We start from the raw sequence: 21,679 nt of genomic DNA, 5'->3' as shown, positions 1-21,679 counted from the left end.
ACATTATACCAGATGGAATTTTGTGGCATCGTTAATCTCTCGTTCACGGTCATTCAAATAGATGCGCTGGCCCTTCTGGTCGTACACGCGCACATCCAGAGCAAGACCCTTGAGTTCCTGAACCAGCACATTGAACGACTCCGGTACACCCATGTAGTTGAGATACTTCGCCTTGATAATTCCCTCGTAAACCTTCACGCGTCCTTCAGTATCATCTGACTTGATGGTGAGCATCTCCTGGAGCAGATTGGCGGCGCCATACGCCTCAAGAGCCCAGACTTCCATCTCTCCGAGTCGCTGACCACCAAAGTTAGCCTTTCCACGAAGAGGCTGCTGGGTGACAAGGGCATACGGTCCAACCGATCGAGCATGAATCTTGTCATCAACCATGTGATGGAGTTTAAGCATGTACATCACCCCAACAAATACAGGATTTTCAAAATACTCACCGGTGAGTCCATCCCGGAGCCTGTATTTTCCTGTTTTGGGGAGTTTGACCATCTCAAAATAACGCTCAATCTCTTCATCCGTCTCACCATACTGTTTGCGTTCTTTGTAAAGATCCTCTCGAATCTTTTTGTTGGCCTCTTCTATCTCATGCTCAATCTGCTCAAGCGTAGCCCCTTCAAACACCCCACATTCATAGTGTCTATGAAGTTTGAGACCAGCAAGACCAAGAATGGTCTCAAAAAGCTGACCAATATTCATACGGCTCGGCACACCAAGAGGATTGAGCACAATATCCACCGGCGTTCCATCAGGGAGGAAAGGCATATCCTCTTCTGGAAGAACACGGGAAATCACACCCTTGTTTCCGTGACGTCCGGCCACTTTATCACCAGGTTTGATTTTGCGTTTCTTGGCAATATACACCTTGACCATCTTGAGAACACCGGGAGGAAGATCATCCTTTTCCTCAGATGAGAAGACCTTGACGTCCACCACAACGCCACCCTCTCCATTGGGCACACGAAGAGAGGTATCCTTCACTTCCTTGGCCTTTTCTCCAAAGATAGCATGGAGAAGCCTGAACTCAGGTGTCTCACTTGGTTCATTCTTCGGGGTTACCTTGCCCACCAGGATGTCTCCTGGTTTCACATAGGCCCCAACACGGATAATACCATTCTCATCAAGATTTCTGAGAGCGTCTTCTCCTACATTGGGAATATCAATGGTAATCATTTCACTTCCCAATTTGGTTTCCACAGCCTTGCACTCAAAAACTGTCATGTAGATAGAAGTAAACTCATCATCCTTGAGAAGCCTCTGGCTGATGAGAACAGCATCTTCGTAGTTATACCCATTCCAGGGCATGAAGGCCACCACCACGTTCTTTCCAAGGGCAAGTTCCCCATTGGAAGTGGCAAAACCATCTGCAAGGAGATCGCCAACCTTGACCTTGTCTCCAGCACTAACCACAGGTTTCTGGTTGTAGGCCGTATCCTGGTTGGTTCTTCGGAATTTCATCAAAGGATACTCGTGGAGCTTTCCTTTGTTATCCTCTACCACCACCATGGTGGAATCTACCTTCTTCACCACACCGTCCACTCCGGAGACCACGATAGCCCTTGAATCACGGGCGGCATAATACTCCATCCCTGTCCCCACGATGGGAGGTTCTAATCTGAGAAGAGGTACTGCCTGACGCTGCATGTTGGATCCCATGAGGGCTCGGTTCGCGTCATCATGTTCAATGAAGGGAATAAGCGCTGCCGAAACAGAAAGGATCTGTTTGGGAGAAATATCCATGTACTGGATCTTCTCCCGTTCCACAAGCATAAATTCGCCTTTATAACGGGCTTCCACCAGTTCGTCTCTGATGGTATAATCATCCGTCAACACGGTGTTTGCCTGAGCGATATAAAAGACTTCCTCTTCTGTGGCCGAGAGATAGTGTACCTCTCCCGTCACCTTGCCATTTTTGACCACCACATAGGGGGTTTCAATAAACCCATATTGGTTTACCCGTGCGTAGGTAGAGAGAGACACAATGAGACCAATATTGGGACCTTCTGGGGTTTCAATAGGACAAACCCTTCCATAGTGCGTATTGTGCACGTCTCGCACCTCAAATCCCGCCCTATCCCTGGAAAGTCCTCCAGGACCAAGAGCAGAGAGACGACGTTTGTGGGTAAGCTCAGACAAGGGGTTGGTCTGGTCCATAAACTGAGAAAGCTGACTCATCCCGAAGAAGTCATTGATAGCTGAGACAATAGGCTTGATCGCAATGAGACTCTGGGGAGAAATATCCTCATTGTCCCGACTCAAAAACTTCTCATGAATAGCCCTTTCCACCTTGGCAAAAGCCTGCAGAAGCTGGTTCACCAAAAGCTCGTTCACATTTCGCACACGACGGTTCCCGAGATGATCCACATCATCAAGGGGTTCTTTGCCTGTGGCCACCTTCAAGAGATGCTGAAGGGTTCGATTGATATCTTCAAAGGAAAGGGTTCTCTGTTCCACCAGAGCCTGCTTCTCCTCCGGAGAAAGCTCAGGATACAGCTTCAGCACCATCTTGTAGCGTCCCACCTCTCCTAAATCATAAAACTTGGGATGGAAGAACATATTCTGAAGCTCTTTGACAATCGCATCCACAGAAGCCGCTTCCCCTGGATGAAGCACAGAGTACACCTTTTTGATAGACTTCTGGAAGTTATCTTTGGCATCGTCCTTCTCAAGTGTGAGGAGAAATGGCTTGTTCTCCAATGCTGAGCGAGGATCAATGATATGAATAAACTGAATACCCTTCTGGTAGAGAAGGTTTACGTAGTTGGGGGTGAGTTTTTCAACCGCCCCGATGAGAATATTCCCGTCTGCATCCACCACATCCTGGGCCAAATATTTTCCGACCAGTTTGGTGATGGCATCGTTTTTCTCCACCTTGTTGAGGTCCAGCTTTCTTGTCTTGAAAAAGGCACTCACCATCTCATTGGTGGACATCCCGAGGGCACGGAGGAATACAGAAACCAAGATCTTGCGACGAGCATCCACCCGAACATACATGAGGTCCTTGCGTTTGTCAAGAATAAACTCAAGCCACGCACCCTTTTCAGGCACAATCTTTGAAGAAAATTCTCTATTTTTATAGGCAAAAAGCACACCTGGAGACTTGTAGATCTGGTTGATAACCACTCGCTCAGCCCCATTGATAATAAACGTCCCACGAGGGGTCATCAGAGGAAAATCACCGATATAAATATCCTTTTCTTTGATTTCGCCGGTCTTCCGATTGATTACCCGGAACACAGCCTTGAGAGGAAGGGCATAGGTGAGGTTTTTATCGAAACACTCGCTTTCCGTATAGCGAGGCTTGTCAAGATCATATCGCACATAATCAATAACGATATCAGGCTCTCCCCCTTTACGCCCCTGCGATGAAAGCTCAATAGGAAAAAACGTCCGGAAAACTAACTCGAGTCCCTTCTTTTCCCTCTTTGCAGGATCAACATTGGCCTGCAAAAAGTCTTCATAGGCCTTGAGTTGAATCTCTAAAAGATCGGGGAGATCTGTCCATTCCCGTCTCTGAGAGAAACTCACCCTCTGTGGCTTTATCGACATAGATTTCTCCATTTTTGTATTTTATGGTATAAATACAACATCCCCTTCTTTTCTCGGAAGAAAAGAAGGGGGATATTCACAAACCTAACGAGCAAACCTGAGCGCAAGACAGAAAGTTACTTAACCTCAACCACAGCACCGGCAGCTTCCAGAGCGGCTTTGATCTTGTCGCCCTCAGCCTTCTCTACGTTTTCCTTCACAGGAGTCTTGCCACCACTCTCAACGAGATCCTTGGCTTCCTTGAGGCCAAGACCGGTGAGCTCACGAACCACCTTGATAACCTCAATCTTCTTCGCACCAGGATCCTTGATGAAAATAGAAACTGTGGAAGGCTCTTCAGCAGCAGCGGCAGCACCACCACCAGCAGCCGCGGGCATAGGACCAGCAAAAGCCACAGGAGCAGCAGCCTTCACATCAAATTTCTCTTCAATAGCCTTGCGAAGCTCATTGAGTTCAAGAACCGTCATATTCGAAATCAAATCAATCACCTGAGTAATCTTGTCCGACATATATTCTCTCCTTAATAGATTATTTTCCTTCTTGCTTTTTCTCAAGTGCCTCGATAGTTCCCACAAAGGTTACGAGAATAGAATTCAAGGCACCAGCAAAACTTCCGATGACACCATTGAGACCGCCAGCAATCATCGCGAGAAGTTCCTTTCTCGAAGGCACCTTGGACATCTCGGTCACACCCTTCGCATCCATAACCTGTCCATCAAGATATCCAGCCTTGAGAGAAAACTTCTCATTGCCCTTGACAGCCTCTACCACCACCTTCAAGACAGAAAGAATATCCTGATCAGCATACACCACGAGAGACATCCCTTTGAGATAGTCTTTCATGCCGGTCACATTTCTTGCCTCAAGAACCTTCTGAAGAAGGCGGTTTTTCATCACCTTTGCCCTGCCACCATTCTTTTCAATCTGACGACGAAGTTCCTCCATCTCCTGAACAGTGACACCGGAAAAGTTGAGCACCACCAGCCCATCCATCTGGGCAAGCTTCTCCACCATATCCTGAACAAGATCGACCTTCCACTGTTTTGGCATACTCACCTTCCTTCACTCTTAGGAGATTTTTTTGTAATCAACCTTGACCGCCGGGCCCATCGTAGGCGAAAGCACCATCGTCGCAATGTAATCACCCTTGAGATCGCTTGGCTTGTTCTTCATGATCACATGATGCACAGCCAACACATTTTCCACAAGCTTGGATGTCTCAAGAGATTTACGTCCAACAACCACGTGCACGTTACCCGTCTTGTCAGCCCGAACCTCTACCTTACCGGCCTTGAACTCCTTGACACCCTTTTCAATGTCCATAGTCACCGTACCGGTTTTTGGGTTGGGCATCATTTTGGCACGACCAAGGATAGGAGCAATCTTCCCAAGGATCTTCATCATATCAGGAGTAGCAAGCACGGCATCAAATTCCATCCAGCCACCAGCAATCTTTTCGACCAGATCCTCAGCCCCGACGTAATCAGCACCAGCCTTCTGAGCCTCAGCAGCCTTTTCTCCCGTCGCAAACACAAGAACACGCACCTGCTTTCCAATGGAATGAGGCATCACTAACACATCCCGGATGGTGTGCTTTTGTTTGATGTTGAGGTGATAACTCAAGCGAATCGGCTCATCAAACTTGGCCGTGGCCAACTCTTTTACCAGGGCACAAGCCTCTTCCACGGAATACGACTTGGTCAGATCATATTTCTCAACCAACGAAAGATATCGCTTGAACCCTTTATAAACAATCCCGTTTTTCTTCAAAACCTTCATACTATTCCTCCACCTCAACACCCATATTCCGTGCCGTTCCAGCGATAATCCTCATGGCAGCCTCAAGGCTCTTGGCATTCAGGTCGGGCATCTTGATCTCTGCAATCTTCTGAAGCTGAGCCTTGGTGAGTTTCCCTACCTTTTGCTTGTTGGGAGCACCAGACCCACTCTCAATACCAAGCTCCTTTTTGATCAGGTTGGAAGCCGGAGGCGTCTTGGTCACAAATGAGAATGTTCTGTCCTCATACACCTCGACAATCACCGGAATCACAAACCCTGCTTTGTCTTTTGTGGCCTCATTGAACTGCTTACAGAAATCCATGAGAGGCACACCGTGAGGACCTAAAGCGGTACCCACCGGAGGAGCAGGATTCGCCTGACCCGCAGGAAGCTGCAATTTGACCACTGCTTTGATTTTCTTTTTCTTTGGCGCAGCCATGCGATTCTCCTTACCTTAATCTCAACCGATTTTTTGGACCTGGGTATACTCCAGTTCCAGGCGAACAAGTCGCCCAAATATTTCTACCGAGACAGCCAGCATATTTTTGTCAGAGATGACTTCAAGCACTTCGCCTTCAAAACCAGCAAAAGCACCATCCATCACCTTCACCCGATCACCCACCGAGTACACACTTTCCAGTTTTCCACCAAACGACTTGATCTCTCCTGTCTGTTCAAAGATCTGTTTTACCTCATCATAGGAGAGAGGCTTCGGGCGTTTGTTTCCACCTCCTGAGGAGAGAAACATATTCACTCCATTGATGCTCCGGATCGCCGTATAGACTTCCTTCCACTCAACTTCATCCTCAGGAATATCCAGCTCCACCAGTACATATCCTGGATACAGGAGCCGCTTTTTTTCTATCTTTTTGCCTTTGCGTTCGACTACATATTCTTCTTCAGGAAGCCGCACATTCAAAAGAACATTGCGCAACACATCCTGATTTTTCTTGGCTTCAAGATCCCTGTAAACCTTTTTCTCGAAGCCTGTATTCACCTGAATCACATACCATCCACGTGCCATGGCTATTTCACCAACCAGATCATAAGACTATTGACACCCCAATCAATGAGGGCCAAAAAGGTAGCAAGCACTAAAATAAAGACAACCGTCACCCAGGCACCCTGAATAGCAAATTCCTTTGTGGGCCAGGTCACATTACGAAGCTCCCGAAGTGACTCCACCACAAAAGAACGATTAACCAAGACAATAATCCCGATAATCACCGCTGCGATAGCCAAGATAATCCAACCCATCAATGCCGCCGTCATGACAACCCCTTTTTTATACATTCAGGCCAGGAGGGACTCGAACCCCCAACCAACGGTTTTGGAGACCGCTACTCTACCACTTGAGCTACTGACCTGTAAAACCTACTTCACCTCTTTGTGCGCCACATGCTTCCGACAGCGAGGACAATACTTCTTGAGATGTAACTTCACCCGCTGCTGGATCATGGTTTTCGTTTTGGTTGTGGAGTAGTTTCTCTCCCCACAAGCCTCACATTCCAAGGTAACAATTTCAGCCATATGCCTTGCTCCTTTCTGTATAAGCCCACAGGCGGGATTGAACCGCCGACCCCTTCCTTACCATGGAAGTGCTCTACCTACTGAGCTATATGGGCAAAAAATTTTAGGAACAATATTATATACCAAAAGTATGCCTCCTGTCAAGTAAAAGAGAAGAAGAAAAGAAAAAATATTTGAAAAATTTGTATTGTTTCTCCGCTCTCTCCGGGAAAAAGGGAAATCCATCTCACCCTGTTTCAGCCTCCTGCCGGAATGGCCACAGCCCCCCCCTGTGAACCCCCGCCCCCGCCCCTGCACCGGCTCAAGAAAAGCCCTGTCCTCGTCGCATGCTACGCATGCGCCTCGGACGGATGGTGGGCCGCTTTTGCGGGCCATGGGGGACGTTTCTCCTGGGAGGGCAAGTCCTTCCTCCGTGGGCGACCTCCACTCGTCCTCCTGACATCGGAAGAAGAACGCCCACCTTGCTTCGCCGATTCCCCGCCAAAGCGGGGTCCCCGCGGCTTCGCTTCGGTGGGCTTTTGGGGAAAAGCAACAAAAGATGTCGCCACGGACACCTCCTGTGTCCTCCCGTCGAAAGGACTTTCCCGTCGGAAACCAAAGGGCCCTTTTCATAACCGCAAAAGCGGCCCGGTGAGCCTCCTGAGCGAAGTCGAAGTGGGGTACAGAAAAAAAAAAGGGGGGGTAAAAAAAGAACGGGCCTCCTTCTCCAGGGAGGGCCTTCTCCCACCAGGTCCGCGGGGCACGTGTTCCCCTGGTGGCTTCTGTTAGAAAGCACCGCAGACAGGGGCGGAAAAGAGGCTATGGCGATGTTTCAGCTAAACACCTCATTGGTTAAACGTTTAACCTCTCTCTATCCACCCCCCCACGCCTCTTGCTATTCCCATGTCTCACCAACACCCCTGCTCTCCACTTCTCTCAAACAAAAGACCTGTAAAACCCCACAGGACATACAAATACACCCACCTAACAGAACAAAAACCAGCGTCCATATCCTTACTTTCTTCATGGCATCTCTCCTTTTTCAATAAATTCATTATCATTCCCCCGCAGGATATCCTGCGGGGGAATACTTCCTATTTCTCTGAACTAAACTTCCATGCTTTGTTCAAAACCTTTAATTCCTTCGTTTCTGGAATATCTCTGTACAGCATCTCCATATCTTCTTTCATCGTATCACTGGAAGTAAGGGTATAACTAATCCAGTCATACCCATCCCTTGTGAAACCTTCCTGAAGAAAAAGCGTGTACCCAAGATAAGTAATCGTATTCTCCCTTACCTCAAACACATGCCCCACAGGATAAGATTTTGCTCCACTATCACCACCACTCACGCCCCATTCTTTTATCGCATATTTTCCCGGCTTGACCCGATAAAAATAGTACCCTTTCTCTGCCGAGGTCGCTCCAATCGAAAAGGGCTTCTCCCCATTTGCTTCAAGTGGTTCAATCTGCAAACTCATCATCAGGTTGAAGCTTACCCCTTTGCGGACCAGTTCTCTTGTCCCATACAGATAACCCCATGGGCCACCTGGTTCCCCTTTGAGATACGCTTCTCTCGTGAGACTCTGTTTGCAACCACTCACGGACAACACCATAGACACCACAAAACCCAACAACCACAGAACCTTCTTCATCTTTTTCCTCCTTATTTATAAAAATTGGTTCTGATTTCCTCAATACCCGCACTCATGCTCATCGGGATCCTCTCAATCCGTCGTTGGCCTCCTTTCTCATGCCGGAGCCTATAACCTCCCCTCCACCTCTATCTCCCCAAAAGCCTTCTCATACTCCCTCACCCGCTCACCAAGCGCAAGAAAAAACAGCTTCGCATTCCGGGGAGAGAGTGCCACCCGGCTGAAAATCTCTACCCCCTCTTTGCCGGGGGCTACAGTCCCAAAGTCAAAGAAAAACTCCTCGCTACTATTGTTGATAAGCGCAAAGTTGGAGTAAGCCACAACCTCACAATTCTCTGTAAACCGAACTTCAAGACTTTGTGTCCTCTGCTTTTGTTCTTTTGACATAACCTAAAACCCTCCATCACGCAAAAGAATCACCTGATGAAGTATAGCACCCAAAAATAACATTATCGGTCCCAGAAGACATATAACCCCTCTGAATAAATCAAACCCTTTCCAGTACATCTTCCACCTCCTCTTGAAATTTTCAAGCGAAAACTTGGTAACGTTTTTTTCAGGAGACCTGCAGTGGGAAGATGAGGAAAAGCAAAAAAAAGTTCCTCCCTGGCCGATAATAGGACACAAGGAGGAACCCATGCGTAAAGAATTCACCTTCACTTTGACTATCGACTACCCTGACACAAAACTTGAGACGTTAGTGGTGGTTTTTCTCCAGGCCATCAAAGGAGTGTTTGAGTCATTTGTTCATCAGATTTCTGTAGAAGTGGCAGAAAAAGAAATAAAAGAAGGTCGTATCACCTGTACATGCGGAGAAAAACATCACTTCATATGGAAAACAAAGCATGGAAAAAACACTGTTTTTGTTCTGATGCCCTTTGGAAAGATCACTCTTCCTCAGCTCCAAATTCAATGCAAAAAGTGTGGAAGAAAACTTTTTCTCACAAGATCTCTTCTTGGTGTAGAAAAGCGAAAAAGGCAAATCCTGAAAGATATCTACAGAGTGGCTTTAGCCGGGGCTCTTACCACCTATCGAGTGGCCGCTCGTATTCTTTCCTTCACAGGGTATAAAATAGGTCTTAGCACCCTCTGGAAAAACCTTCAAAATATTGGGAGAAAGATACATTTCAGTATCTCAGAAAAAGAAAAACCCTGTGGAGAAGCCGATGGGACGGGTATTCCTGTTCAGGGCAAGAAAAAAGGAGAAGAAGCTAAAATTCTTTTGCAGGAGAGGCAACAAGCCTCCCCATTGACAGGAAAAAATACAAGAATAGCAGGCCTTCTTGTGGATAATTACCATGCAGGTTGGGACAAACTTCTTAAGCCCATTCAAGAAAAACACTCTTTTTCTCGGTTTTTTCTTGTTGTCGATGGAGATACAGGGATTAACCAGGGCAAACATCCCGGTATCGTTTTTCAACGATGTTTGTGGCATGTAAGTTATCAATTGAAGTATTTTCTTCGTCTTGATAGAGTGAGATATCGTTCTTCTGAGTGGACAAATATTGTCGCTGAAACAGGGAAAGCCTGTTTCTTGGGGTACAAAAATGACTGGCAAACAAGACTTGGTTATCAAAGCGAGCGCAGACAGCATATTCAGAATCTTCTTGACTTATTTCACGAAAAAGGGCGCAAACATTGTTTTTATTATCTTCTTCGTGCTCAAAAAGACATGTTCGCCTGTGACAGTGAAGATGGTTTGCCAGGAACAACCTCAAGGGCAGAACGGGTGATGCGAACCATAAACCAGAGAATGGATGTAGGGGTATGGAAAAGAGAAGGGGCAACCAATGTTCTTGCTGTGCGTTTGCATTACTACTATAATCGTGATGAGGCTATCGATGGTGTCTACTGGCAGGATGTGATATAAAACATAGGGATGGTACGTACTTATTGCCCTGTTTTATGGCCTAAAAAGGGTACTTTCCCCAGAAAAAACTTGTTTATCTAAAATGTTCCCTGTATACTACAGTTGACAAAAATCTTTTGAGCCAGGGGTAACTTCTTTATCCTTTTCTCTCTCTTTCAGGTCTCCTGTTGGAAACGTAATCAAAAATTTTTCCTTTCTTTTCTGTAAATTCAAAATCAAATATACTGATTATCTCTCTAAATTCTTCGTCACACATAGGTAAAAAAAATTCTTCATATTTTCTCATATTAATATATCTCATCCATTCAGATATCATAAAATCTTCAAAAATCATCTTCTTTGTCGTTTCCTTTCCTCCAACATCATATCTGTATTGTTCTGCCCTTATAGCAAACCTAACAGGATTATTGTTATTCTCTCTATAATCCTTAATTACCTTCATTTTTAATCCCCTATTTTCTTTAATTTTACTCTTTCAAGATACTTTTCTTCCATCAACCATTGAATTATTCCCCTGTCTATTAATTTTTGTTTTAGTTTCTGATCTAAATTTAGTAAATCGGATTCCAGCTTATACTGCCAGCCACCTCCTGCCCCACCAAATTCCTTTACCGGAGCTATCTGACCATACTTCACAGAAAACTCTTTCATCACCACATACTCCTCATAATAGGGATATTTCTTCGGAATTCCTCTATTCACATATGGTGTTCCTTTCGGCGCAAAATATGAACCACGCCCCGGCGTTGTAGTGTATCGGGTTAAAACTGTCCCCACCCTTAATCGAAAAACACCCTCTGTCCCAGCCACAAACCCCTCTCCATCGGGCCAGGGAAGAGCTTCCTCTGATATTACCACTTTCGTTCGTGTATTGATAAATTGTCGCCCAACCTGATGCCTATATCTACACCCAGCTTCATATCTTATTCCCCTCACTAATTGTGGTCCTTTTACCAAAGAAAACAAGCCCGTCCCTACAGTAAACACATCCTCCCCCGCTTTCTCCCAATCAACAACCCCTGAGGAAGTTTTAAAAAACTTCCTCAATGCCGCAGGGAAACCGTGTTCAAAGCTATAATTTAAATCGTCTCCTATTTTCCCTAACGTTTCTTTCGGATGGGTTATCGCCTGCCACATATTCTTCCCTGTTTGTATCGGATGAGTCACCATATCAACTATACCTTTCACCATATTTCCTGCACCTTTGACTATCCCCCCTGTAAATTGAATCACAGGCCAACTTCTCCAGGTATAAGGCCTCAATTCTCCATCCCTCCCTCCCATATACCAAGGATGTCTTTCTTTCTCCCCCCACTCCTTTGTCCCTGGTATCTGCGACGCTATCTTCTGCCACGGAGATTCCAACTGTTGCCTCTTCTCCCACTCCTGCCTTATCCTCTGACTCATCGCCTTCTCCTCCGCCGTGGCCTCACGGTTTGCCCAGGCCCTACTTCTACCACAATCAGCTATCACCATGTTTCAGCCAAAACCGCCGCTTGTGGCTGAAATAGGGTTATACCCCCTACCTCTCCACCTCTATCTCCCCAAACGCCCTCTCATACTCCCTCACACGCTCACCAAGCGCAAGAAAAAACAGCTTCGCATTCCTCGGGCTTAACGCAATACGACTGAATATCTCTATCCCTTCCCTGCCCGGCGTTATGTTCCCAAAGTCAAATAAAAACTCTTCGCTACTGTTGTTGATGAGGGCAAAGTTGCTATAACTTACATTGCTCGCACTATCGGTAAAATTTACTTTTAGATTTGTATTTTGCTCCTTAGCCATTTTGTTTACTCCCCTTTCTATTCTATTTCTCTATCTAAATCCCTTTGCTATTCCTATTTGATGAATTATAGCCACATAAATCATTCCTATTGGTATAAGAATACTTAACCCCCCTTTAAAGAAATCAAACCCTTTCCAGTACATCATCCATCTTATCTGAAAATTCTTAAATGAAAATCTTTGCCTCTTATCAATATATTTCTCCGTGCTTAAAAAGAAATGGAATACCCATAAACCAATTACAAGAATGTGCGGAATAATCATAATAATTCCAAAGAATGCAAAAAGAAACAAAAAGATAATTGGGGTTAGTATAACTGCCATTGTCTTTACTATATCAAAATCTTTCCAGTATAATTTCCATCTCTCCTTGAGACTTAGCTTTTCCCCTGTAAACATAGGACTTGTTTCAAAGAGAAAGTAAATAAACTCTATGCAAAGTATTATAAATAGTATAAGCCAAGCTCTACTTATTCCATTTTCTTCTAAAAACCTGAAAGCATCTCCAAAGATGAGATTTACTATCTCTCCTCTATTTTCCCATCTCTCTTGCAATCTCTCAAAAAAAGAACCCATCATTTACCTCCCTATTTACTTTTTCCAGTTTGATATATCGTATCCATAATACCTTAAATAATCATGGCTTCTCTTCCAATTGTTATAGTTATCCATCATATTCGTGTTAATATCAGGTATCTGGATATTGCTGTAGTTGGAGTTTTGCTTGTATCTCATCCACTCATCTATTCCAATCATTATACTGCTTTGAATGGCTTCAACACCTCTTAAAAATTCCTGACGGGTTATCTCCGTCGCCATTTGGGAGAGTTCCCTCTGATACTCCAGATATGCCTGCAACTCTCGCTTACCAATATATTGCCCCGGTTTAGAACCAAACCAGCTTGCAACTCCTTCATATCCCGCTTTTACATATGGTCTGTTGTTTTTGTATGCTATACCTGCTAAATCGTCTACATTCTGAATCGCTGGTTTGAATATTACCTTAGAAAGACCTTTGGTAGCTTTAGTCAATACTACATCCGCAATTGTGAATGTCAAGTTTTTAGTTAACCCTTCCCAAGACTCATTATCTTCTGAATCTGATAACCATGCGCTACCATAAATTGCTGTTGAAGCCCATGTAGATACTGTAGAAGCTGTAAACAAATATCCAGACGCAGCAAAGAAAACCGGCGCAGCAGGTTGTGCCCCTGGAACAACTGTACACACCACACCACCAGCAAAGCAAACTCCTCCACCAATCGCTGACCATTTTGCCACATCCTCCGAAATAGCACCCATTGTCTTCAATGTCTCCACCGTCCCTTGATATCTTTTCCCATAATTTCTGCTCTCAGGATGATCCTGAAGCCATCTGGCAAACTCCATGTTAATAGGTCCATACCCATATCCCAGTGGAAATGGAAATACGCTACTTTCTCCTCCATATCTTCGGCTCTGATCCCCATAGAGGCTCTCTATTTGCCTCTTCTCCCACTCCTGGCCTATCCTCTGGCTCATCGCCTTCTCCTCCGTCGTGGCCTCACGGTGCGCCCAGGCCCTACTTCTACCACAATCAGCTATCACCATATTTCAGCAAACCAGAATCCCTCTCAAGCGTAGCCCCGGTAAAAACCACCATGGCTATCACCTTGTTTCAGCAAAAGGCCACCCCGCAGGCTGTATCAAAACCACTATAAGACAATCCACATCACCGTAAAGACTTACGCCACTCCTCATACCGCCTCTTGAACTCCTCATAGTTCTCATCCTTGAAGTGCTCAAGAATAATGTCTATGGAATGTTGCAAAAGGACAGCTTCAATTAAAAATAACTCTCTAACACCAATCTCATCTCTTCCTTCTTTTCTCTTTAGCAAATCCGCACCAATGGGTACACCTTTTATTTCTTCAAAAAAAAACATCAACAATGTAGAATCATACCTTTTGTTTTCTTTTACAAAATCTATTCCATATCCTCCTCTTTCATATTCAAAATGAATTTCACAAATCTCATTCTTCAAATGCACCTCCCTCACTATACCATCATAAAAAACCTCATCAAAAACTATCCTGAAACCATAACTGTCAAACAAATAATGATACTTGCTTAATATTATATCATAAAACTCCTTATGATTTTCTATCCACATACAAACTTTCTCCAATCAAAATTTACTTTCTTTGCACCATAATCTCAAGTTTCGGATACCCTTTCTCCCACAAATAATAAAGCTCTCTATATCTAACTCTCTTTGGGTTTCCCCCTCCTCTATAAGCATCCAAAATTTCTTCATAATCCGAACTCACATATTTTATCTTCCACCCCTTTTCCATGGCATTATCCAGGACCTTTTTATTGACCTCCCATGCTAAATTTCTACCAATTCTGTTGTATACCTCTTCCGGCATCTGAAAATATTTTCCTCCATATTTTTGGGCATATTCAATATAGTTCAACTCATCTCCTATTTCTTCGGCTCTATACGCTCCAAGTATGAGTTCTTTCCCCCGACCGTGGGTATATTTCTTCGCCATACGGCTTATTGTGTCACTCCCCACCGTCTCAACCACTTCTGTGGTCGCCTTCACGGTGGCTTTGCCCGCCACCTTCATAAGCCCTGTGCTCACCACAGGCAAAAGACAGGCCGCTACCATCACAGGAATCATCCACTTAGAGACAACACGCCCCCACTTATCCTTCCCCGTCGTCGCCGCAAGTGCTGTATCCACCACGTCATTCACCTCCCCGGCTACAGGTATAAAACCCACCCCTATGTCAAAGGCCATCGGCATGACCTGCTTTTGAAGAAAACGCTCACTCGCCCTCATCCTTTGCATGCCAGGTGTACCATTGATCCAGTTCGCTGATCTCACTCCCCATCCTGTGAGGGGAATCGTCACAGCCTGGTTTTCCCATTCCCCTCCTCCAGATACCTTCTGCCTTTGTGCCATTTCCCACTTCAAGCCAATCTGCCGGCTCACAGCCTTCTCCTCCGCCGTGGCCTGACGGTTCGCCCACTCGGGGATGGTCTCGGGGTCAAGATTGATCCCCTCACCAACCTCTATATAATTCTCCCTCCCACGTAGATGCGGGTTCATCTCTAAGAGCTTTTTCAGGGGTATCCCCGTCTTCTGGGATATCTTCACAAGCGTATCCCCCTTCTCCACCGTATACACCTTCGCCTCAGAAGAAACCTCTTTTTGTTTACTCGCCTCCCTCTCCTCAATCATCCTCGGCCGGGCCTCTCTTCTTCCCTCCTCACGATTCAGCACCTCCCCGGCTATCAGTCCAACCCTCCTCTGAAGCTCATCAAACCCTTCCATCTCTTTCATCGTCCTCTCCACAGCCTCCTGAAATCGCTTCATCGCTTCCTCGTCCCCCCTCTCAATCCCAGCCATCGCCCTATCAAGCCTGTCCTCTATCGCTATCTCCCACCTCACCTCATCCTTGAAATAATCAAGCCCATGGGAAAAATTTGGATCACTCGCCTTCGCTTCCTCATACAGCCTCCTCGCCTTCTCCATCTTCCTCTCATAATCCGCCTGATTCACCGCCTTCTGCCCATAATCGCTAATAGGCTTCTTCCCCCCTTCCTTCGCCCACTCCTTGCGCGCTATCTCCCACGCCCGGTTATATACATCACTATTCACATGCCTCTTCGGTGGTTTCGGCTTCGCCGTATCCCCCTCCTTCTTCCCTCCCGTTACACCCTCCACTACCTTCTTCGCCTCCTGCCCTACATACGCCGCTATCTTGCTCGCCGTATCCACAACCGAATTCACCGCTCCCGCAATCGCATTCCCTACCGTATTCACCGCCTTCGAAACACCTTCCGCTATCGAAGACAAAATACCCTTCTTCTCCGATGATGAAGATGAAGAACTCGAACTCCCAGAAGAAGAACTCTTCTCACTACTCGACGATGATTTGGAGGGTGTGTCTTCTTTCTTCCCCCCTCGCCCTTCTATGTCCTCCCCCTCCTGCTCCATCTCAAGCGCCTCCCTCACATCCTCAGGCGCAAGTTCCCCAAGCCTCTCCTCCACCAGTTTCAGCGCCTCTTCTACCCTCCCTATCTCTTCCTCTATCTCCTTTTTCCGCCTCTCTATCTCCTCCCTCTTCTTCTTCGCTTCCTCATACGCCTCCCTCGCCCTCTTCTCCTCTTCCTTCGCTACTGCAAGCTCCTTCTCAAGCCTCTCCCTCTCCTCCGAAGACAAGCCCCCCTCTTCAAGCTCCCTCTCTATTCTTTCCCGTCTCCCCTTCGCTTCCTCATACGCCTCAAGTCGCCTCCCCTCCTCAAGTATCGCCTCCTCCCACTCCGCCGTTACTTCCTCCCTCTCCCTCTCAAGTTCCCTCTTCCGACCTACAAGCTCCCTCTCCCGCCTCGTTAGCCTCCCCCTCTCCTCACTCCGCCTCTTTTTCTTCTCCTCCTGCAACACCACAAGCACAAAACCCGCCATCGGATGCTGCTTACTGAACGGTAACCGGTTCTCCCACGGCATCGTGTCCCACGGATATCTCTTCTCGTGCCACTGACGTACTATCTCATCTAACCTCGTCTCCACCGTCCGACCTTCCCTCGCCGACGTTACCAGCGACCGAACCGCCGATACCACCTCCTGTATCGTCACCCCCTTCTCCATGTATTTCCTCACAAGATGCGGATCCTCTCGCCCCTCAAACCTCTTCGCTTCCGTGTACCCTATCGCCCCATAGACACGCCCCTTCGCCGCACTCTCCGCCCGCCACACCGCAAGCGATACCTGTGACTCCTCCATACGAAAAGAACTATACACATCCTTCGCTTTCATCTCAGAAAGAAAACTACGACCCGGCAAAGAAAAAGATTTGACCATCGAATCTAAACGAAGATACTCTTGCCCATGCGCAAGAGTCCCAAGAAGACCGGCAAACGCCACCCCTGCTACCACCTTCTTCACTTTCCGCTTCAGTGCGCTTTCATACTCATGGTACTTCATACCACACCTCCACTCAATTTTTATTCTTCAAACCCTTTTTCCCTATAATTATACCACACACCCCCCACCCTGTCAACTCTTCCCCGCTTCCCCCGTGAAATTTTTTCTCTTTCGCCCCCTATTTTACCATAGTCCCTCCTCCATGTCAATGGGCATTGGTCACAAGTTTGGGGGAAGTTTCTCTTTCCCTTCCTCTCTTCATGCTCTAAGAGCAATCAAGAGAGATACATACAAAAAGTAGAGAAAAAGAAAAACCCCACCCTCCCACCTCTCCAGTTTTCTTCCACGCCCTGTAAACACAAAAAGAAAAAGCAAAAGGCTGGCTAAAATATTTACCCCCATATCCATATTGGAGCCTTTCTGCAAGCCAACAGGATAAATAACCGCCGACAGGCCAAGAATAAAAAATACATTAAAAATATTCGAGCCAACTATATTTCCAATAGCGATATCTGTATTTTTCTTGAAGGCCGCTACTACTGAGGTCATCAATTCCGGTAGAGACGTCCCAATCGAGACAATGGTAAGAGCAATGATCCGCTGGGGTATACCAAAAGAACGGGCAACCTCGACCGCATAGGTAACCACCATTTTCCCCCCGATAAAAAGCAGTCCCAATCCAAAGAAAATAAACAAAATAGCCACAAGAAGAGAGTATTCCTTAACAGAAACCTCTTCCTCAAATCCCCCACTTTTCATCAACTGAACATTATACACCAAGAAAATCACAAAAAAGAACAACAACACAATTCCATCTATCCGGTCTATCAGAGATACACCCACTTTTGTTATGAGAACATCATTGGCAACAATAAAAACAATCACAGCAGACAAAATACACAAAGGAATCTCAATCCATGTGGTATTTGACTTGACTGTAAGCGGAAACACAACCGCCGAAAGACCCAGAATTCCAAGAATATTAAAGATATTACTTCCAATAATATTTCCAAGGGCAATATCTGAGTTTTTCGAAAAAGAAGCAAAAATATTAACCACCAATTCTGGCGTGGACGTTCCAAAAGCCACAATAGTAAGTCCAATGACTATAGCCGGTATATCTAATTTCTTGGCAAGTGATGAAGCACCATCCACTAACATATTTGCACCATAAATCAGAAACAAAAAACCCACCAACATAAGAAACCAGCTAAGCATACATCTTCCTCCTTTAGTTACCTGTTTTTTTCAAATATCTCTCACAATACCTTTTTTATTATAAACTATCCACCTGCATTTGTCAAAGCTTTTTCCTACATAACTCACAGAAACCTTCTCTCAATTAATAAAACGATGAATCGCATCAGAGAGAATTATACTCCTCCTCCCAACAAAACTCCCTTTCTCTCTATGAAAAACTCTATTTTTTCCCCTTTTTTGCCGATAAAAAAAAGAAAAGGGTTGGGATGGAAAGGTATGAAGCCAAAACTAAGATTCTCTCTTTTCTTGCTTATTCTTGTGATTGTCTTTTTCCAGAGTAGTATATCCCTTGACGAGGCCACAGCCAACTATATCCATACCCTCTATCAGAAAAAACGCTACACAGAAGTGATGACAGAAACACGAACCTATCTTACCCGTTTTCCTCTTTCTTCTTTCTTTGCCTCTGTGGCCATTCTGGGCGGCGAATCCGCCTACAAAGAAAAAAACTACCACCTTGGGCGCTACTTCTTTGAACAGGCCTTCAAAAAAACCAAAGACAAAAATCTCCTTCGTCAATCTCTTCTCGGCATGGCAAAATGCACCTACAAAATGGGGGCTTATCAGGACGCCGCCAAACTCTTTGAAACCTACGCCAGTGAATTTGATGATCCCATCGTCAACCCTGCGGTTCTCTACTATGCCTCTGTCTGTGCTCTCGCTAGCGGCAATCCCACCGAAGCCTCCCGCTATCAGAAATGGCTCGCCGATCAGTATCCTGAGAGTCCCTATCTTTCCCTTCTCTCAGACGTTTCTTCCCCTCCCATTCCACCATCCTCCCCTTCGATTTCACCAGCGACCTCAAGCCAGCCTTCCCTCAATGAAGTTCCCTTAGCCATGCCTCAACTGGTCCAGGAAACCACCACCAATAGAATCATTCTCACCAACTGGATCACCCTGACGGCAACTAATCAGGTGACCAACACCGTTTCTCAACCCCTCTCCTCTGCCGATGAAAACAGTCGATACCTCTCTCTTCTCGAAGTCAAAGCCAAACTTCTTCAACTCAAGTCCCGAACCTTAGACGAAGAACTGGCTGCTCTCGGTATAGGGGGAATCCAATGAAAACACTCTACCGTCTTCTTTTCTGGCTTCTTCTCATCCCTGCTTTTGGCGTAGAGTGGCTTTCCCTCGAAGGGCAAAGCGCCTCTTTCTGGTTAGAAACCGAATCAGGGGCTTTTTCCCTTGTAGCCCCAAAAACCAATTTCCTCTACTTTGAAGGCAAAGACTATCCCCCTACCTCCTTTTTCATAGCCTTCTACGAAGGAGAGGTTCAACCTCTCGCTCCTACTTCCTTAGAACTTTCTCAAAAAGTTCCCTGGAAAAAGACCAACCACATTCTCTTCAGTCGCTTCCAGTGGAAGGAGATTCTTTACACCCCGGCTATCTTTTTGACCAATAATGGGCCAAAATCATTTTTTCTTCTGGCCATCCATGTTTCCAATACCTCTCCAAACGCAAGAGAGATCGGTTTTCGTTTTCTGCTGGATACCACCCTCCAGGAAAACACCTCAAACCCCCTCTTCTGGTTTGAAAACGGCGCCACCGTCTCCTCTGAAATGGAAATCTCTTTGAACCAGTACGGGCAGTATCTCGCGAGTGGCAATGGCAAAACGGGACTGTTTCTTCTTCCCATGTACAATGGGTTTTCCCCTCGCTCTGTGTATTTAGCCAACTATCACCGTCTCAAAACTTCCCTGGCCACCGTTACCATTGAACCACAGGCCAACTTTGTCTATGGATGGCAGGGAAAACGAGATGGAGCGATGATGGTAGAGTACCGTTACCGTCTTCGGGGAGGAGAATGCCTTGAAGGAGGGATCATCCTCAGTACCGAACCCCCATCACCCGTCCAGTGGAATACCACCCTTTTTGATTTTCTGACACTCCCTTCTTCTATGGCCACACCCTCAAACCAGCCCACTTCTCAGAAACCCGCACTAACCAAAACCAATATCATCGTTCTCACCAACACCATCTCTATCACCAGAGGAGACACAAACTATCTCGCGCTCCAGCAGGCTCTCATCGAAAGATTAGAAAACCTCATTGCCGCCATCACCAACCTAAGCCCCCAGCCCGGTGGAAGTGTTTCTTTTCCCCAGACAAACACTCCCTCAAGGAATATGCCGTCTTCGTCCTCTTCTTTTTCATGGTTCCCCTCTGATGACCCCTTTGGGGAGAAACCATCTCTCCCCCAGAAAAAAAGCCAACAAAACACACCGACGACTCCATCTCCTGTCCCCACACTTTCCCCCTCTACCAGTACTTCTCCCCCCATCACTCCCCAACCAAAAGAAGAACCTCTCACCGTTATACCATCAGCCACCCCTTCTCTTCCTTCAACTGTATTTATTACCAATATCATCACCAACTATGTGACCATAAGTAACGCCCAGACATCTTCTTCTCTTCTCTCAACCTACGAGGAACAGATACAAAGACTCCAGAAACAGCTCATCGACATAGAAAGTAGACAACAAGGTTCAACCTCATCCTCAGGCAAATTAGCCATCATCGAAAAGCGGCTTGAACTCCTCAACTGGCTTCTGGAAAAAAACCAGCAGGTGAATTTAAGCGCGGAGGATATCGCCGCTATGAATGCCGAACTGGATAGCCTTCTTCAAGCCCTCCAGAGAGGAAGTGCCCCATGAAAAAAGAGAGAAGAGCGTTTCTTTTCTTTCTCTGTGTATTTCTCATGAGTGCAGGAGAAGACTTCTTTGAGAAAGGCCTTGATTTTTATAAACAGAAGCGCTTTCTTCTCGCCATTGGCGCCTTCAAAAACGCCGTGGAAATGGGAAACAAAGATCCCAGACTCTTTCTTCTCCTCGGCAATAGCTACGTTGGGATTGATGATTATGACAAAGCCATAGAAACCTACCAAAAAGGCCTTCAGGGGGCTCTTCCCATGGCCTACTATGGGGTTTACTACTTCAACCTTGCCTACACCTATGGGCTCAAAAAACTCTACCCCCAGGCCATCACCACCTTTGACCAGGCCCTTGCCTACGACACCAACCTCACCTATGCCTACTGGTACAAGGGGATGCTCTACTACAAACTCCGGGACAAAACCAACACCATTCGAGAGTGGGAAACCTATCTCACCGTGAACCCCACAGGTCCCCAGAATGAGAATATTCGCCGGGCATTAGAACTTCTTCGAGACCCAAACTTTACCTTTCCCGATGGGCTTGTCCAGAACCCCATGGACCGCTCAACCAATACAGAGCCAACCGTTACCGAACCCCTGGTGGATATCACAGGGGCCCTTGGTGATTATAAACCAGAAGACAAAGAAAAAGCCGAAGATACCTCTCTCGAAGAGATAGAAAAATAGGAG

General features: G+C 46.2%; 22 protein-coding genes and 2 tRNA genes. 4 read left to right on the top strand and 20 right to left on the bottom strand.

Features of this window, described 5'->3' with window-relative positions; translation table 11 throughout:
- Positions 1-3 precede the first annotated feature (3 nt).
- The 12 genes from rpoB to BREVNS_RS05785 form a co-directional block, all read right to left on the bottom strand.
- A complete protein-coding gene (gene rpoB, locus BREVNS_RS05840) occupies positions 4-3,558 on the bottom strand; it encodes a DNA-directed RNA polymerase subunit beta (RefSeq protein ID WP_483426086.1) in 3,555 nt (1,184 codons plus the stop codon).
- 116 nt (positions 3,559-3,674) lie between these two features.
- Entirely contained in the window at positions 3,675-4,067 is a 393-nt protein-coding gene (rplL, locus tag BREVNS_RS05835) for a 50S ribosomal protein L7/L12 (RefSeq protein WP_483426085.1), read from the bottom strand.
- A 19-nt stretch (positions 4,068-4,086) separates the two neighbouring features.
- A complete protein-coding gene (rplJ, locus tag BREVNS_RS05830) occupies positions 4,087-4,608 on the bottom strand; it encodes a 50S ribosomal protein L10 (protein WP_483426084.1) in 522 nt (173 codons plus the stop codon).
- An 18-nt stretch (positions 4,609-4,626) separates the two neighbouring features.
- Entirely contained in the window at positions 4,627-5,337 is a 711-nt protein-coding gene (rplA, locus tag BREVNS_RS05825; RefSeq protein WP_483426083.1) for a 50S ribosomal protein L1, read from the bottom strand.
- A 1-nt stretch (position 5,338) separates the two neighbouring features.
- Positions 5,339-5,776, bottom strand: a complete 438-nt coding sequence (gene rplK / locus BREVNS_RS05820) for a 50S ribosomal protein L11 (protein ID WP_483426082.1) — start codon at positions 5,774-5,776, stop codon at positions 5,339-5,341.
- A 21-nt stretch (positions 5,777-5,797) separates the two neighbouring features.
- Entirely contained in the window at positions 5,798-6,361 is a 564-nt protein-coding gene (nusG, locus tag BREVNS_RS05815) for a transcription termination/antitermination protein NusG (protein ID WP_483426081.1), read from the bottom strand.
- A 2-nt stretch (positions 6,362-6,363) separates the two neighbouring features.
- A complete protein-coding gene (gene secE, locus BREVNS_RS05810; protein ID WP_483426080.1) occupies positions 6,364-6,609 on the bottom strand; it encodes a preprotein translocase subunit SecE in 246 nt (81 codons plus the stop codon).
- Between the two features lie 22 nt (positions 6,610-6,631).
- Positions 6,632-6,704 (bottom strand) — tRNA-Trp (locus BREVNS_RS05805).
- A gap of 7 nt (positions 6,705-6,711) precedes the next feature.
- Entirely contained in the window at positions 6,712-6,867 is a 156-nt protein-coding gene (rpmG, locus tag BREVNS_RS05800; protein WP_483426079.1) for a 50S ribosomal protein L33, read from the bottom strand.
- A gap of 22 nt (positions 6,868-6,889) precedes the next feature.
- Positions 6,890-6,962 (bottom strand) — tRNA-Thr (locus tag BREVNS_RS05795).
- A gap of 978 nt (positions 6,963-7,940) precedes the next feature.
- Entirely contained in the window at positions 7,941-8,501 is a 561-nt protein-coding gene (locus BREVNS_RS05790; RefSeq protein WP_483426078.1) for a hypothetical protein, read from the bottom strand.
- Between the two features lie 108 nt (positions 8,502-8,609).
- Positions 8,610-8,888, bottom strand: a complete 279-nt coding sequence (locus tag BREVNS_RS05785) for a DUF3467 domain-containing protein (RefSeq protein ID WP_483426077.1) — start codon at positions 8,886-8,888, stop codon at positions 8,610-8,612.
- Between the two features lie 250 nt (positions 8,889-9,138).
- On the opposite strand from BREVNS_RS05785, the gene BREVNS_RS05780 reads away from it, so the two are divergent.
- Positions 9,139-10,371 carry a hypothetical protein gene (locus BREVNS_RS05780; protein WP_483426076.1) on the top strand — a complete coding sequence of 411 codons (1,233 nt, stop codon included), beginning with the start codon at positions 9,139-9,141 and terminating at the stop codon, positions 10,369-10,371.
- A gap of 136 nt (positions 10,372-10,507) precedes the next feature.
- Here the strand turns inward: BREVNS_RS05780 and BREVNS_RS05775 are convergent, their stop codons facing one another.
- The 8 genes from BREVNS_RS05775 to BREVNS_RS05740 all read right to left on the bottom strand — a co-directional run bounded on the left by BREVNS_RS05775 (position 10,508) and on the right by BREVNS_RS05740 (position 18,294).
- Positions 10,508-10,813, bottom strand: coding sequence for a hypothetical protein (locus tag BREVNS_RS05775; RefSeq protein ID WP_483426075.1), 306 nt, complete (start codon positions 10,811-10,813; stop codon positions 10,508-10,510).
- A gap of 2 nt (positions 10,814-10,815) precedes the next feature.
- The gene (locus BREVNS_RS05770) at positions 10,816-11,778 is read right to left on the bottom strand and encodes a TNT domain-containing protein (protein ID WP_483426074.1); all 963 of its coding nucleotides are present in this window, start codon (positions 11,776-11,778) and stop codon (positions 10,816-10,818) included.
- A gap of 115 nt (positions 11,779-11,893) precedes the next feature.
- Positions 11,894-12,157 (bottom strand): DUF3467 domain-containing protein, encoded by a 264-nt coding sequence (locus tag BREVNS_RS05765; protein WP_483426073.1) that lies wholly within the window; start codon positions 12,155-12,157, stop codon positions 11,894-11,896.
- Positions 12,158-12,187: 30 nt separating this feature from the next.
- A complete protein-coding gene (locus BREVNS_RS05760; RefSeq protein WP_483426072.1) occupies positions 12,188-12,733 on the bottom strand; it encodes a hypothetical protein in 546 nt (181 codons plus the stop codon).
- A 15-nt stretch (positions 12,734-12,748) separates the two neighbouring features.
- On the bottom strand, positions 12,749-13,678 hold the full coding sequence (locus tag BREVNS_RS05755; protein WP_483426071.1) for a hypothetical protein: 930 nt from the start codon (positions 13,676-13,678) through the stop codon (positions 12,749-12,751).
- Positions 13,679-13,868: 190 nt separating this feature from the next.
- Positions 13,869-14,309, bottom strand: coding sequence for a hypothetical protein (locus BREVNS_RS05750; protein WP_483426070.1), 441 nt, complete (start codon positions 14,307-14,309; stop codon positions 13,869-13,871).
- Between the two features lie 22 nt (positions 14,310-14,331).
- Positions 14,332-17,136 carry a LysM peptidoglycan-binding domain-containing protein gene (locus tag BREVNS_RS05745; RefSeq protein ID WP_483426069.1) on the bottom strand — a complete coding sequence of 935 codons (2,805 nt, stop codon included), beginning with the start codon at positions 17,134-17,136 and terminating at the stop codon, positions 14,332-14,334.
- A gap of 198 nt (positions 17,137-17,334) precedes the next feature.
- Entirely contained in the window at positions 17,335-18,294 is a 960-nt protein-coding gene (locus BREVNS_RS05740; RefSeq protein WP_483426068.1) for a calcium/sodium antiporter, read from the bottom strand.
- 258 nt (positions 18,295-18,552) lie between these two features.
- On the opposite strand from BREVNS_RS05740, the gene BREVNS_RS05735 reads away from it, so the two are divergent.
- The 3 genes from BREVNS_RS05735 to BREVNS_RS05725 are packed head-to-tail and all read left to right on the top strand — an operon-like array spanning position 18,553 to position 21,676.
- Positions 18,553-19,401 (top strand): tetratricopeptide repeat protein, encoded by an 849-nt coding sequence (locus tag BREVNS_RS05735; RefSeq protein ID WP_483426067.1) that lies wholly within the window; start codon positions 18,553-18,555, stop codon positions 19,399-19,401.
- Positions 19,398-20,990 (top strand): hypothetical protein, encoded by a 1,593-nt coding sequence (locus BREVNS_RS05730; RefSeq protein ID WP_483426066.1) that lies wholly within the window; start codon positions 19,398-19,400, stop codon positions 20,988-20,990. Before BREVNS_RS05735 ends, BREVNS_RS05730 begins: the two co-directional genes overlap by 4 nt.
- Positions 20,987-21,676: a tetratricopeptide repeat protein gene (locus tag BREVNS_RS05725; protein WP_483426065.1), complete on the top strand. Its 690-nt coding sequence runs from the start codon at positions 20,987-20,989 to the stop codon at positions 21,674-21,676. Before BREVNS_RS05730 ends, BREVNS_RS05725 begins: the two co-directional genes overlap by 4 nt.
- The last annotated feature ends 3 nt before the right edge of the window (positions 21,677-21,679 follow it).

Source organism: Longinema margulisiae, from assembly GCF_025266855.1.
Taxonomy (GTDB): Bacteria; Spirochaetota; Brevinematia; order Brevinematales; family Thermospiraceae; genus Thermospira.
Note: the sequence above shows the minus strand (reverse complement) of the source record. Positions and strands in the feature narration are given on the sequence as shown.